This window comes from Streptomyces sp. B21-083 (genome assembly GCF_036898825.1).
GTDB lineage: Bacteria > Actinomycetota > Actinomycetes > Streptomycetales > Streptomycetaceae > Streptomyces.
On sequence record NZ_JARUND010000001.1, the window covers coordinates 3,612,035 to 3,625,251 of the forward strand.

Annotated in this window: 11 protein-coding genes; 6 read left to right on the forward strand and 5 right to left on the reverse strand. The window is 69.3% G+C overall.

What is annotated here, in order from left to right:
- Positions 1 to 38: 38 nt before the first annotated feature.
- Both QA861_RS16165 and QA861_RS16170 read left to right on the forward strand, forming a co-directional pair.
- The gene (locus tag QA861_RS16165; protein WP_334589020.1) at positions 39 to 380 is read left to right on the forward strand and encodes a hypothetical protein; all 342 of its coding nucleotides are present in this window, start codon (positions 39 to 41) and stop codon (positions 378 to 380) included.
- Between the two features lie 363 nt (positions 381 to 743).
- A complete protein-coding gene (locus QA861_RS16170) occupies positions 744 to 1,463 on the forward strand; it encodes a DUF6445 family protein (RefSeq protein WP_443041489.1) in 720 nt (239 codons plus the stop codon).
- A gap of 46 nt (positions 1,464 to 1,509) precedes the next feature.
- Here the strand turns inward: QA861_RS16170 and QA861_RS16175 are convergent, their stop codons facing one another.
- Entirely contained in the window at positions 1,510 to 2,763 is a 1,254-nt protein-coding gene (locus QA861_RS16175; protein ID WP_334590581.1) for an amidohydrolase, read from the reverse strand.
- 311 nt (positions 2,764 to 3,074) lie between these two features.
- Between QA861_RS16175 and QA861_RS16180 the strand changes: the two genes are divergently transcribed.
- Entirely contained in the window at positions 3,075 to 3,779 is a 705-nt protein-coding gene (locus tag QA861_RS16180; RefSeq protein ID WP_334589021.1) for a class I SAM-dependent DNA methyltransferase, read from the forward strand.
- A gap of 357 nt (positions 3,780 to 4,136) precedes the next feature.
- On the opposite strand, the gene QA861_RS16185 is transcribed toward QA861_RS16180, so the two are convergent.
- From QA861_RS16185 to QA861_RS16200, 4 genes are all read right to left on the reverse strand, one after another.
- Positions 4,137 to 5,393, reverse strand: coding sequence for a hypothetical protein (locus tag QA861_RS16185; protein WP_334589022.1), 1,257 nt, complete (start codon positions 5,391 to 5,393; stop codon positions 4,137 to 4,139).
- Positions 5,394 to 5,490: 97 nt separating this feature from the next.
- The gene (locus QA861_RS16190) at positions 5,491 to 6,426 is read right to left on the reverse strand and encodes an N-acetylneuraminate synthase family protein (RefSeq protein WP_334589023.1); all 936 of its coding nucleotides are present in this window, start codon (positions 6,424 to 6,426) and stop codon (positions 5,491 to 5,493) included.
- 12 nt (positions 6,427 to 6,438) lie between these two features.
- On the reverse strand, positions 6,439 to 7,758 hold the full coding sequence (locus QA861_RS16195) for a cytidylyltransferase domain-containing protein (RefSeq protein WP_334589024.1): 1,320 nt from the start codon (positions 7,756 to 7,758) through the stop codon (positions 6,439 to 6,441).
- A 50-nt stretch (positions 7,759 to 7,808) separates the two neighbouring features.
- The gene (locus QA861_RS16200) at positions 7,809 to 9,125 is read right to left on the reverse strand and encodes a DUF6716 putative glycosyltransferase (RefSeq protein ID WP_334589025.1); all 1,317 of its coding nucleotides are present in this window, start codon (positions 9,123 to 9,125) and stop codon (positions 7,809 to 7,811) included.
- A 198-nt stretch (positions 9,126 to 9,323) separates the two neighbouring features.
- Between QA861_RS16200 and QA861_RS16205 the strand changes: the two genes are divergently transcribed.
- The 3 genes from QA861_RS16205 to QA861_RS16215 all read left to right on the forward strand — a co-directional run bounded on the left by QA861_RS16205 (position 9,324) and on the right by QA861_RS16215 (position 13,183).
- Positions 9,324 to 10,310 (forward strand): glycosyltransferase family 2 protein, encoded by a 987-nt coding sequence (locus QA861_RS16205; protein WP_334589026.1) that lies wholly within the window; start codon positions 9,324 to 9,326, stop codon positions 10,308 to 10,310.
- A complete protein-coding gene (locus QA861_RS16210) occupies positions 10,310 to 11,719 on the forward strand; it encodes a polysialyltransferase family glycosyltransferase (protein ID WP_334589027.1) in 1,410 nt (469 codons plus the stop codon). The genes QA861_RS16205 and QA861_RS16210 overlap by 1 nt, the downstream gene beginning before the upstream one ends.
- 264 nt (positions 11,720 to 11,983) lie before the next feature.
- The gene (locus QA861_RS16215; protein ID WP_334589028.1) at positions 11,984 to 13,183 is read left to right on the forward strand and encodes an acyltransferase family protein; all 1,200 of its coding nucleotides are present in this window, start codon (positions 11,984 to 11,986) and stop codon (positions 13,181 to 13,183) included.
- Positions 13,184 to 13,217 lie beyond the last annotated feature (34 nt).

The window sequence follows — 13,217 nt, forward strand, 5'->3', positions numbered from 1 at the left end:
ACCGAACATGCAGAGACACACCCAAACCGGGGAGAATCATGAAATTCAAGAAGCTGGTCGCCGCCTCTGCGGGAGTCGGTGTCGCCCTGGCAGGCACCGTCCTCGCCGTGGCGACGCCCGCCATGGCCGCGACGAACTGCACCACCTGGATCTCCAGTAACCAGGGGACCGGTTTCGCGAAGTGCACCGGAGGTGACACCCGGTTCGACGACCATCGGGTGAAGGTGGTGTGCATCGACTCCCGCGGCATACAGGCCACCAGGTTCGGCCCGTGGGTCAACACCCGCAGCGGCAAGACCTCGAAGGCCGTCTGCAGTGACGACCCGGGCAACAGTGGCGTCGCAGTGTTCAAGATCAGCGTCGAGACGGACAGGCTCTGAAACGACGAGGTAGCCCAGTAACCCGTCAGACCGCTGTCGGGTGATGCGGAGCCTGTTCGATGTCGGCCTTCAAGTCGTGATTCCGGACTTGAAGGCCGACACCGTCGACGCCGTGCGGCCAGGGCTTCGAGTCATGACCGAGACCCGTCGATCTCATGACTGTGGCCGCAATCGCGGCTCACGTTACGAACAGGAAGGTGCTGCGCGCGGAACCCGAGGGGCTTATGTGCAGGAACGATGCCCGGCCGGGCGTATCGAGGGCGGTCGGGACAGCGGTCCACTGACCGAAGGTTGACCAAAGCCGGGGGAAAGTTGACCGAGTACAGACACAGACAAAACCAAGCCCGCCCTACGTTCTGGCCCATGCCCCCACAGCCACCCCCTTTCCCCAGGACTCCCCTCACCCGCACGGCTCAGGCCTCCCGCGCCCCGCTGCCCGTGCTGCCCTACCGCAAGCCCACCAAGGGCCGCGACTACTGGGTCCTCGACGACGTCCTGCCCACCGTGGACGCCGTACGCGAGCGGTGTCTCGCCAAGGACGACTGGACCGAGGGCCACCCCTACACCTCGGAGAGCTGGCCGGGGCTGCGTGCCATGCCGGGTCTCGAACCCGCCGAGCTGGGGCGGATCGAGCGGCTGGTGAAGCAGGCGACCGGCGCGAAGGAACTCCGGGTGCAGAAGGCCCCCGGCGGCGGCACCCTCAACCACAACTGCGTCCAGGTGGTGGGCGAGGGCGAGAGCACTCCCCGCCCGCACACGGACTCACGGGCACTGTGCCGGTACGCGGCCGTGCTCTACCTCAACCCTGGCGTCCCCAAGGACTGCGGCACCAGCTTCTTCCGCCAGTCCCTGCCCGGCGGCCGGCTCGGCGGCAACACGGTCCAGGCCCCGCACAACAACCTCGTCGAGGCGCTGGGCACCCGGTTCGTGTCCCCGGACGCCTTCGAGGAGGACGTACGCGTCCCGCACAGGTACAACCGCCTGCTCCTCTACAACGCCAACCTCGTACACAGCGCGACCGGTTACTGCGGGACGACACTGGAGGAGAAGCGGATGACGGCCGTCTTCTTCTGGATGGCGTGAGCCCCTTTTCACTTCCACAAAGGACCCCTCCCCCGCCTTCCTACGCCTACCGCTCCCGCGCGTCGAGCAGCGCCGCGGCCGTGAACAGTTCCACGCCGACCGTGATCGCGTGCTCGTCGGCGTCGAAGTCGCCCTGGTGCAGGTCGCGTACCCCGCGCTCGCCCGGCCTGCGCACGCCGAGGCGGGCCATCGCGCCGGGGACGTGCTCCAGGTACCAGGAGAAGTCCTCGCCGCCGAGGCTCTGGGCGGTGTCCTCGACGGAGTGGGCGCCGCGCCGGGAGGTCATCGCGTCGCGCAGCAGTTCGGTGACGTCCGCGTCGTTGACGACGGGCGGCACGCCTCGCACGTAGGTGATCTCGGACTTGGCCCGGTACAGGTTGGCGATCTCGTCGACAGCCGCGTGGACGAGGTCGGGGGCCTGGTGCCAGGTGTCGAGGTCGAGACACCGTACGGTCCCGGACAGCTCGGCGTGCTGCGGGATCACGTTGCAGGCGTGGCCCGACTCGATCCGGCCCCAGGTCACGGAGAGGCCGCTGCGGGCGTCGACGCGCCGGGACACGAGCGCGGGCACGTCGGTGGCGACCCGGGCCGCGGCGGTGACGAGGTCGGTGGTGAGGTGGGGGCGCGCGGTGTGGCCGCCGGCGCCGTCGAGCGAGATCTCCAGCCGGTCGCAGGCGGAGGTGATGGGCCCGTGGCGCAGCCCGATCCGCCCGGCGTCGACCCTCGGGTCGCAGTGCACGGCGATGATCCGGCCGACCCCGTCGAGCGCGCCGCACTCGATCGCGTCGGCGGCGCCGCCGGGCAGCACCTCTTCGGCGGGCTGGAAGATCAGCCGCACCGGCCTCGGCAGGAGGCCCTGCCGGTGCAGTTCGGCGAGGACGAGCCCGGCGCCGAGCACGACGGTGGTGTGCACGTCGTGGCCGCAGGCGTGGGCGCGGTCGGGCACGGTGGAGCGGTACGCGCAGTCACTCTTCGTGTCCGGGATGGGAAGGGCGTCGATGTCGGCGCGCAGGGCAAGGACGGGCACAGCGGTGCCGCCGCCCTGATCCTCGGGGTCGACGCCGATGTCACCGATGTCACAGATGAGCCCGGTTCCGGTGGCGAGCACGCGCGGCCGGAGGCCGGCCTTCTCGAGCCGTGTCCTGATCGCGGCGGTGGTGCGGAACTCCTGGTTTCCGAGCTCCGGGTGCATGTGCATGTCGCGGCGGAACGCGACGAGCTCGGCGCGCAATCCCTCCGGCAGCGTGCCGGGAAGCGCGGCTTCCCCGGGGAGATCGGCCTCGGACTCTCGGAACATCATGTGGTTCACCCTTTGAAGGGTAGGACGCCCGGGCGGTCGAAGGACCCACGATCAACAAAATTTCCACCTGTCAGGGGAGAAATTCCTACCGCCGAAGGCATACTCGCGAACTGGGATGGGTAAACTCGCCGGTCTTTCCCGGCAGCCACTTCTGTCCACCCCTGTCCACGATGCCACGCCGTACACCGCGTCGACGGACCTGTCCACGTACCGAAACAGCCACGGTCACCGGCATGAACATCTGCTGACGCCCGCCGTCGTCCGCGTGAACGCGCCTTCCCACGCGCCGCCCCCGGGTAACGTGCACCTCCGTGACCGCCCCGAACCAGACGTCCGTGACGGACCTCATACAGGCAGCCGTACCGGACCCGCCGGACTTCCTCCACGCCACCCGCGCGTCGTACGACGCCATGGCCGCCGACTACACAGAGCGATACGCGGACCACCTGGCGGACCTCCCGCTGGACCGCGCCCTTCTCGCCGCCTTCGCCGAGCTGGTGCGTGCCCAGGGCTCCGCGCCCGTCGCGGACATCGGCTCGGGCCCCGGGCACGTCGCCGCGAGACTGCACGCCCTCGGTGTGCCGGTGTTCGGCGTGGACCTGTCCCCGCGCATGGTGACGCTGGCCCGCCGGGCCCACCCCGGACTGCGGTTCCACGTCGGCTCGATGACGTCCCTGGACCTCCCCGACGAGACGCTGGGCGGGGTCCTGGCCCTCTACTCGATCATCCACATCCCGGACGCAGCGCTGCCCACGGTGTTCGCGGAGTTCCACCGCGTCCTGGCCCCCGGTGGCCACGTACTGCTCGCCTTCCAGACGGGTTCGGCCGACCACCACCTGCACCTCGGCGAACGCTTCGGCCACGAGATGTCACTGGACTACTGGTTCCGCACCCCGGACCGGGTGACCGAACTCCTGACCAAGGCGGGCCTGACCCTGCACGCGCAAACGATCCGGGAGCCGTACGAGGACGAGACCCGGCAGCGCGCGTATCTTTTGGCACGCAAGCCGGGGTAGTGGGGTGTGAGGGCCGGGGGCGGCGGGGACGAGGGCTGGCGCCGGCCCGCCCGCACGCGCTGACGGGGGCGTACGGAAGGGTGAACTCAACCGGGCGCCCACCAGGGGGATCGACGGCCCCTGGGACGCGCCGAGGTGTTCGGGGACCGGGAGACAGCGACAGCCACGTCTGTTCGTCCGGCTCGTCCGGGAACCCGGGTGAGCCGACGACCGGGCGCACCTGACGGGACTCCGAGGCCCGCTGAACCCCGCCGGAGCCGGACGACGAAGAGATTCGTGCGGCGATGCCTCATGGGGAGGCTGCGGCGTGCCGGGGACCGACGTGAGTACGGCTCGGCGGAGACGGGGCTCCGGGCGTCAGCCCGTCGCCTTCGCTTCCTTTGTCGGGCGGCCCGAGTCCGTCGACACGCGCTGTACGTCCCGGGCGGAGCCCGTGACGCCCGACAGGAACCCCTGGGCCCTCGGCGACGCGTTCGCGGTCAGCCAGGCCGGGTCGATGTCGCAGACCGCGACCTTCACGTCCGTGCCCGCCAGGGCCAGCGGAAGGGTGTGGACGACCGTCGAGGGGAAGCTGAGGATCGTACGGCCGATGGGGCCGCGGCGGGCGATCAGTTCGAGGGGGAGGTCCGGGCGGACCATCTCCAGGCCCGTGCAGGCCGCCAGGTCCTGGAGTTTCTCGGGGCTCTCGCGGCGGTGGGCGAAGTAGCGCGTCACACCGTGGGCCTTGGCCAGGGCGCGGACCGCGTCACGGTAGCGGTCGGCGTCGACCACGCCGGTCTCCACGAGCGACGTACCGACCATGTCCGCGCCCTCGGCGATGTGCGGGGGGCCGAACCGGGAACGGGTCCAGGCGAAGTCGTTGTACGTGACCTCGACGCCCTCGGGGGTGTCCTCGATCGGCATCGAGGAGAAGATCTCGACCCGGCGCCTGCCGCCCGGGGTCAGCCGGCGGCGGGCCTTCGACGACACCGGGATGAACAGCAGGTCCCGCGCTCCGGGGCGCTGGGCCTTGCGGTGCCAGCGCACCAGGCGCTCACCGCGGGCGAGCTGGGAGACGAACTCCATGGTCGCCGTGCCGTCGTCGACGACGACGAGGTCACGGGCCTTGGTGATGTTGAGAAGTACCTGTACGTAACGGGAGAACGGGTCCCCCATGACGATGCGGCGGGTGCGGCGCAGCAACGGGGCCAGGCCGCCGATCGTGCGGAACGGGGCCGAGGTGCCGGCTCGCGCGTCCTCCCAGCGGACCTCGTGGCCCTCCTCGCGGGCGAGCTCGGCCATGCGGCGCAGCTGGCCCCGGGTCATCGGGTCGACCGGGGAGAGGACGACCAGGGTCAGTCCGCCGACGGAAGCCGCCGAACTCGCCGTACTGCCCGCATGGCGCGTCGCCCGGCTCTGGCCCCTGCGCCAGCGGCGCAACGCCTGTCCGGGGACTTTGCCGCCGTTGCGAGTGGAACCGGCGCGGGCGGAAACGGCCGACGCCGGACCGCCGGCCCCCTCCGGGCTGAGCGCGTGCGCGTGCACATGCGCCCATTCCAGCACGTTCAGAAGCTGGACCGGGCTCTCGACGAAGGCGAGAGTGTGGGGGCCGGTGGTACCGGCGCGTGGGCTCATCGACGTACGACCGTCGCTTCCGTGAGTACGGACTGGGGAATCCGCGTGGACGGAGTGGTCACCGGCTGGCGCCGGTGAAGCCGCTGAGTGGTGTGGATCAGGCGGTGACGGGCTCGCCCGCGGCAGCCGCGATCTCCGCGTCGGCGATGACGCCGGAGACACGACGGAGCTTCTTCATCGGGCCGATCTCGGACTCGTAGACCTTCTTGACACCGTCGCCGAGGGACTCGGAGATGGTCCGGATGTCACGGACGAGGCGGGTCAGACCCTGCGGCTCGACGGAGGCGGCCTGGTCGGAGCCCCACATCGCACGGTCGAGGGTGATGTGACGCTCGACGAAGGTGGCGCCGAGGGCGACCGCGGCCAGCGTGGTCTGCAGGCCCGTCTCGTGGCCGGAGTAGCCGATCGGGACGTTCGGGTACTCCTTCTCCAGCGTGTTGATCACACGGAGGTTGAGCTCCTCGGCCTTCGCCGGGTAGGTCGACGTCGCGTGGCAGAGCAGGATGTTGTCGCTGCCCAGCACCTCGACCGCGTGACGGATCTGCTTCGGGGTGGACATACCCGTCGACAGGATGACCGTACGGCCGGTCTGGCGGAGGGCGACGAGCAGCTCGTCGTCCGTCAGGGACGCGGAGGCGACCTTGTGGGCCGGGACGTCGAACTTCTCCAGGAACGCGACGGCCTCGGTGTCCCACGGGGAGGCGAACCAGTCGATGCCGCGCTTCTTGCAGTGCTCGTCGATCTTGCGGTAGTCGTCCTCACCGAACTCCACACGGTGGCGGTAGTCGATGTAGGTCATGCGGCCCCAGGGGGTGTCGCGCTCGATGTCCCACTGGTCGCGCGGGGTGCAGATCTCCGGGGTGCGCTTCTGGAACTTGACCGCGTCGCAGCCGGCTTCGGCGGCCACGTCGATCAGCTTGAAGGCGTTCTCAAGGTCACCGTTGTGGTTGATGCCGATCTCGCCGCAGATGTAGACGGGCTGGCCGGGGCCGGCGGTCTTCGAGCCGAACGAGCGCAAGCGGGTGGAGGTCATTCTGGGGGTTCCTTACTTCTTGTTGAGGGGGTCGAGAGAGGGGCCGAGGATCCAGCTGGCGATCTCTCGGATCGCGCCGTCGCCGCCGGGAACGGTGGTGACCGCGCGTGCGGCGCCGCGCACAACGTCGTGGGCGCTCGCGACCGCCACGGGCCAGCCCACGAGGGCGAAGCACGGGAGGTCGTTGACGTCGTTGCCGACGTAGAGCACGCGCTCCGGCGCGATGCCCTGCTCCTCGCACCACTGCTTCAGCGCGAGGTCTTTCCGGTCGATGCCGTGCAGCACGGGCAGCTGTAGCTTCCGTGCGCGGGCGGCGACGACCGGGTTCTGTTCCGAGGACAGGATCAGCATTTTGAGGCTGCTCTTGCGCAACGCTGCGATTCCGAGGCCGTCACCGCGGTGCACGGAGACGAACTCCCGTCCTTCGGAGTCGATCAGCACCCTGTCGTCTGTCTGGGTGCCGTCGAAGTCGAGTACGACCGCGTCGATGTCGTCGGCGGTCGGGAGGGCGCCGGGGCGTTCCGCGTCGAAGAGCGTCGCGAGGGCCCGGGCGCGGGCGAGGTCGTGCGGGTCGTCGATCTCCAGCACACGGGCCGGGTCGGTACGCACGGGTTCGGTGTGACCGAAGAAACGGTGCTTCGACTGGCGGAAACCCGTCGCGTCCATGGCGTAGACGGCGCCGGTCTCCAGGAGGTCCTGGGGGCGGTCCTGACGGCGGGGCCGGAAGGACTTGTCGTGATTCACGCCATAGCCACCACCTCCGACGGTCACCGTCTCGGTGGCCACGGATCCGGTGCCGCCCTCGACGGCCGTGCGCTCGCCGGGTACCGGCTGCGGGTCGTCGGCGGCGTCGCGCCAGATGAAGCCGTGGAAGGGGGCGACGGTCAGCGCGCTGTCGGCGCCGTTGTGCACGACGGCGTTGACGACGCCGTCGACGTCCTCGCGGATGATGAACGGGCTGGTGCACTGCACGAGCAGGACCACGTCGACCTTGGCGCCGTGCAGCGTCTCGTGGGCGTCCATGGCGTGCAGGACGGCGGCCTCGGAGGTCGCGGTGTCACCGGCGATGGCGGCGGGACGCAGCACGACCTCGGCGCCGGCCTGGCGGGCCGCGGCGGCGATCGCCTGGTCGTCGGTGGAGACGACGACGTCCGTGACCAGCTTGGCGGCGAGGCACTCGCGCACCGCGCGGGCGACCAGCGGGACCCCGCCGACAGGCAGCAGGTTCTTCGCGGGCACGCCCTTGGAGCCCCCTCTCGCGGGGATCACTGCGAGCACGCGGGGCCGCGCGGTCGCTCGGCCCGCTTCCGGGTTGGACTCCGGGTTGGACATTGCCTGCACTCCTTGACGCTCTTCGCGTGTCTGACGGGGGATCCGATGGGTCACAGCTCCCCCATCCGCCGGATCACGGGCGCGACGCGCTGCACGCCGTGCCGGTAGGCGCCGCGGGCCGCGCGACGCACGATCTGCCGCACCGCTCCCGGCTCCTTGTCGGCGGCCGGCGCTCCGGGCAGCGGAACGCCGTCGGGGCCGAGGTGGTGCCGAGCGAGAATACCCGGCAAATATCCGGGAGCCGTCATCGGTGTGTAGTACGGGGCCAGGGGCGGAAGCTTCGAGGATCCCAGAAGTCGGTCGATCCTGTCGCGTGCGGCGTCGAAGGCCGTCTCGTACGAGCCATCCGCAGCCACGCCCTGCCGGGCCACCCACGACGCGTCGGGAACGGGCTGGTGACCGGCGTCGAGCTGCTCCCAGGAGGCGAGGCAACCGGAGCCCACGAAGTGGTGGTTGCCGAGCGCCTCGCGCACGCCCAGGTCGCTCAGCACGACGGTCGGGATGCTGCGGTGCAGGGACTCCAGGGCGGCCGTGGAGCTGATGGTGACCAGCAGGTCCGTGCGGTCCAGGACCTCGCCCATGTGCCCGTAGACGAGCTTGAAGTTGGGCGGAAGGTCGGCGCGCTGGGCCAGTTTCTGGTACGGCAGTTCCTCGATGTGCGTGGTGTGCTCGCCGGGCTTGGAGCGCAGCTTGAGGAGCACCTCGCGCTCGGGGTGCAGCTTGGCGTGCTGCACGAGCCGGTCGAGGAGATACGTACGGTCCTTGCGGCTCTCCGGGACGGAGGGCTGAGCGGCGAACACCACCGTGTACGGGTGACCATGCTCACCTGTGTAAGTCGCGCCACCCAGAAAAGGGAGTGCGATCTCGGTCACAGAGGACGAATCGGCGCCCACTCCGTCGTACACGGCCTTGAAACGGTCGGCGTCCTGACGGGAGTTCGCGAGGACCAGGTCGGCGCCGTGGCGCAGCAGGAGTCCGTCGGCGAGCTTTTCGTACACGACCCCGACATAGCCGGTGACGACGACAGGGCGCAGGGCCGTGTCGTCCCACACCTGCGCCAGGCCGTGCAGCATCGCCTGGACGCCGCCGCCGACCAGGGCGAGCACGAGGATGTCGTACGGCTCCTCCTGGTCCATGGCCCGCAGGAACTCCAGGGCGGTCACCTCGCGCAGCGAGTCCGCGGTGACGCCGACCTCCTGGAGCTGGCGGGCGGTGGGGGTGGCCCTGCCTCTGAGGAGGTAGCCGTCGAGATGAATGTCCGAATTATCAGGAGAAATACGACTGGCGGTGAGCGCACCCCATTTCCACCGAGTGTCGGAATCGGCGAGGACGGCGACCCTCATGGGGCTCGTGGTACTGGCTGGCACGCCCAAGACCTTAAGCCGACATGGGGTGCTTCCACCCAATCCCAAGGCAACAAAGGGTTAACAAAGGGCCGCGTCGACTTGAATCAAGACGCCATACGTGCAGAAACCCCCTTGATTCACCGGTCGGACACATGTAGTTCACCCGACATCAAACCCCGGGTAAAGTGAGACCACCGGAGAGGCTCTAACCTCGGACTCGTGGTCAAGCTCTCCGTCATCGTGCCGTTCTACAACGTGCAGCAATACGCGCCCGACACTCTGAAGAGCCTGCGTGCCAACGCGCGTGAGGACTTCGAGTTCATCCTCGTCGACGACTGTTCGAGCGACGAGACTCCGGACATCCTCGCGCGCGCAGAGCGCGAGCTGCCGGGCGCCGTGCTGGTCAGCCACGAGAAGAACGGAGGCCTGGCCACCGCCCGCAACACCGGTATCGACAAAGCGCGTGGCGAATACCTCACGTTCCTCGACGGCGACGACTGGCTCGCTCCCGACTATTTCCCCCAACTTCTCGCCGCTATTGAGGAGTTGGGCTGCGATTTCGTTCGTACGGACCATGTCCAGTGCACCGGTCGGGCGCGCGCGATCCATCGGGTCCCGCACGGCAGGCGCGGGGTCGTGATGTCGCCGCGGGACGCGATCCTGCCCACCGACCGCACCACCTCCGTCGACTACGCCTACGCCTGGGCGGGCATCTACCACCGCCGGCTCGTCGACCGCGGCATCCTGCACTTCACCGACGGGCTGCGTACGGCGGAGGACCGGCCGTGGATCTGGAAGCTGCACCGGGAGGCGGAGTCGTTCGCCGCGGTGGGGCTGCTCGGGGTCTTCTACCGGCGTGGGGTCGCCTCCTCGCTCACCCAAATCGGTGATGTTCGCCAACTCGACTTCATCCGGGCCTTCGACCAGGTCATCGAGGAGACGGCCCGGGACCCCGAGGCGGATAGGCTGCTGCCGAAAGCAGTGCGCACCTACTGCGCGATCATGGCTCATCATCTCGGAGCGATCGAGAGGTTCGAACCGGCCGTGGCCCGAAAACTGCGCTCGCTGAGCGCCGCCGCGCTGAAGCGGATGCCGCAGGACGTACTCGCGGAGGCCATCGACTCGATGGACGTCCAGCGGGCCAACCGGCTGCGGAAGGTACGGCGCAGGCCCGTCTCCGCGTCCGCCGGGACGGTGTCCGTCTGATGTCCGGCAGCGACAAGACCCGCCCCGCGCGGACCCGTACCACTCAGGCCCGCACCACTCAGATCTTCTGCGCGTCGACGCTCTACGGCGCCGCGACGCTGGCCGCCGCCCTCGACGCCGGCCTCTTCGGGCCGGCCGACCGACGGCTGCTGCTGATCACCAACAACGCCGCCAACCCCGAGATCACCCCCGGGGTCGACGCGATGTCCGGCTTCGACCGGGTGAGCGGGCGGTTCGACGAGGTCCTGTCCTGGAACGAGACGATCGCCCCGTTCCACCCCAGCGGCTGGGGCCCGCGCGCCGACGACGTCCCGCTGTGGGAGCGGCATCTGCGGCTGCTGTGGAACCTCGGTGACGACAACATCGAGCTGGCCGTCGAGTCCGTGCAGGTCAACCCGGCCCTCGCGCTGTGCCAGTTGTTCACCGGCGCGCCCGTGGACGTCTACGCGGACGGCCTCATAAGTTACGGCCCCACGCGCGACAAGATCGACGCGCTGGTCGGGACCCGTATCGGGCGCCTGCTCCACCTCGACCTCGTCCCGGGCCTCACCCCGCTGCTGCTCACCGAGTTCGGTGTGCCCGCCGAACTCGTGCCGTCCGAGGCGTTCCTGAAGGTGCTCGGCGAACTCGCCGAGGCCGGGGACGAGACGGAGACCTGGGCGACTCCCCCGAAGGGACAGCCCGCGCTGCTCCTCGGCCAGTACCTCTCCGCGCTCGGCATCCTCACCCCGCACGAGGAGGAGGAACTGCATCTGCGCATGGTGCGCGGCGCGGTGAAGGCCGGGCACCTCTCGCTCGTCTTCAAGCCGCACCCGACCGCGCCCACGGCCTGGTCGCGGTCCCTGGAGACGGAGGCGAAGAAGCTCGGCGCCGAACTCACCGTCCTGGACCGGCCCGTGCTCGCCGAGGTCCTCTTCCAGCGGCTGCGCCCCGCGCTGGTCGTCGGCTGCTTCTCGACCGGCCTGTTCACGGCGGCCGGTCTGTACGGCATCCCGGTCGCCCGGGTCGGCACGGACACCGTGCTGGAGAAGATCGCGCCGTACCAGAACAGCAACCGCGTGCCCCTGACCATCGTGGACATGCTGCTGCCGGACCTCGCGGACGCCAAGGCCGTCAAGAAGTGGTCGATGCCGTCGGACAAGCAGGTCGGCAAGAACCTGGCCGGGCTGATCAAGGCGATCGGCTTCTGCATGCAGCCCCGGATCTATCCCCGGCTGCGCCCGGAGGCGGAGAGCTACCTCTCCAAGCACCTCACCGAGCAGACCTGGCGCTACTTCAAGCGCCGCCGGCTGACCTCGCTGGCACTGCCCGGAGCCCTCCCGTCCCAGCTGTCGTTCATCCCGCGCAACGCGACCGTGCGCCGGATCGCGCGCCGGGCCCGGGCGTTGAGCAAAACGGTGAAGCGGTGAAGCGCTGACACGGTGAAGCGGTGACAAGGGGCACTGCGAAGATTTAATCTGCCAAACGCGTCGTCTCCCGGTTCGTATACGGACGGGTGGCGGCGCGTTGGCGTCCGCGTGCATCCATCCGTGTCCGTCAGACGTCAATGAGCTGACCGGTTGTTCATCCGTGAGAGTTGTGTGCTACCTCTTTGGGTTGCCCCTGACTCTCGTGGCTACCGTCGACGAGTCAGCTTCTCCTCTTTCCGAGTTCCCGCTGCGAAAGGCCACTCGATGACCGCGGCCGACCAGACCATGGCCCCCCCGCTCCCGGCCCCGCCGCCGGGTCCGCGGTCCGGGAGTGCCGAACCGGCCGTCCCGCCCGCCGCCGAGGGTGCCAAGCCCCGTCGCCCGGTCAGCCGGCTGAAGGCGCTGGACGGGCTGCGGCTGGTGGCCGCGCTGATGGTCTGCATGTACCACTTCGCCGGCAAGAACGGCCAGGTCGCCGAGTCCTGGCACCAGTCGCCCGGTGTGATGTTCCCGACCCTGTCCCGGTTCGCCACCTACGGCAGCCTCGGAGTGCAGTTCTTCTTCGTCATCAGTGGCTTCGTCATCTGCATGAGCAGCTGGGGCAAGACGCTGGGCGACTTCTTCCGCTCGCGTATCGCCCGTCTCTACCCGGCGTACTGGGTGGCGATCGTCATGGTCACCGCCGCCTCGTTCCTGATGCCGGTGGTCGTGCACCATGTGCGCGGCGACGAGTTCCTGGTCAACCTCACGATGATGCAGCAGCCGCTGGGCGTGCCGCGCGTCCTGGGCGTGTGCTGGACGCTGTGGGTGGAGCTCAAGTTCTACGTGCTGTTCGCGCTGTTCGTGGTCTGGAAGGGCGTCACCTACCGCCGTGTGGTGACCTTCTGCATCCTGTGGACGCTGGCCGGCGCCTTCGCCCGGGTCGCGGACAACCCGCTGATCTCCGAACTCACCTTCCGCGACCACGCCCCCTTCTTCATCGGCGGCCTGGCCCTCTACCTGATCCACCGTTACGGCAGCGACCTGCTCCTGTGGGGAATCGTCGGCATGTCGTACCTGCTGGGCCAGCGCTACGCGGTGACGGCACTGTGGCACCCGGGCGCGCAGGGCGACTTCGTCCGCAGCCCGTACGTCATCCAGCTGATCGTGCTGCTCGCCTTCGTGTCCGTCGCGGTGGTGGCACTGGGCTGGACGAGCTGGGCGAACTGGAACTGGCTGACACTCGCGGGCGCGCTGACGTACCCCTTCTACCTGATCCACGAGCACCTGGGCTGGTTCTTCATCCGCGTCCTGCACCGCGGTTGGGGCCTCGACCCCTACCTGACGATCCTCGCGTCGGTGGCGAGCCTGCTGACGCTGGCCTATCTGATGCACAGGTTCATCGAGAAGCCGTTCGGCTCCCGACTGAAGCGGACGATGACGCTGCAGTCGAAGCAGCTGGGCGAGAAGCTGAAGCTTCGGTAGCGGTCCCGCCGATGTGAACGCGGTGACGTGAGAG

Coding starts and splice junctions, on each gene's coding strand:
- QA861_RS16165 (WP_334589020.1), top strand. CDS start 39: ATGAAATTCAAGAAGCTGGTCGCCGCCTCTGCGGGAGTCGGTGTCGCC.
- QA861_RS16170 (WP_443041489.1), top strand. CDS start 744: ATGCCCCCACAGCCACCCCCTTTCCCCAGGACTCCCCTCACCCGCACG.
- QA861_RS16175 (WP_334590581.1), bottom strand. CDS start 2,763: ATGATGTTCCGAGAGTCCGAGGCCGATCTCCCCGGGGAAGCCGCGCTT.
- QA861_RS16185 (WP_334589022.1), bottom strand. CDS start 5,393: ATGAGCCCACGCGCCGGTACCACCGGCCCCCACACTCTCGCCTTCGTC.
- QA861_RS16190 (WP_334589023.1), bottom strand. CDS start 6,426: ATGACCTCCACCCGCTTGCGCTCGTTCGGCTCGAAGACCGCCGGCCCC.
- QA861_RS16195 (WP_334589024.1), bottom strand. CDS start 7,758: ATGTCCAACCCGGAGTCCAACCCGGAAGCGGGCCGAGCGACCGCGCGG.
- QA861_RS16210 (WP_334589027.1), top strand. CDS start 10,310: ATGTCCGGCAGCGACAAGACCCGCCCCGCGCGGACCCGTACCACTCAG.
- QA861_RS16215 (WP_334589028.1), top strand. CDS start 11,984: ATGACCGCGGCCGACCAGACCATGGCCCCCCCGCTCCCGGCCCCGCCG.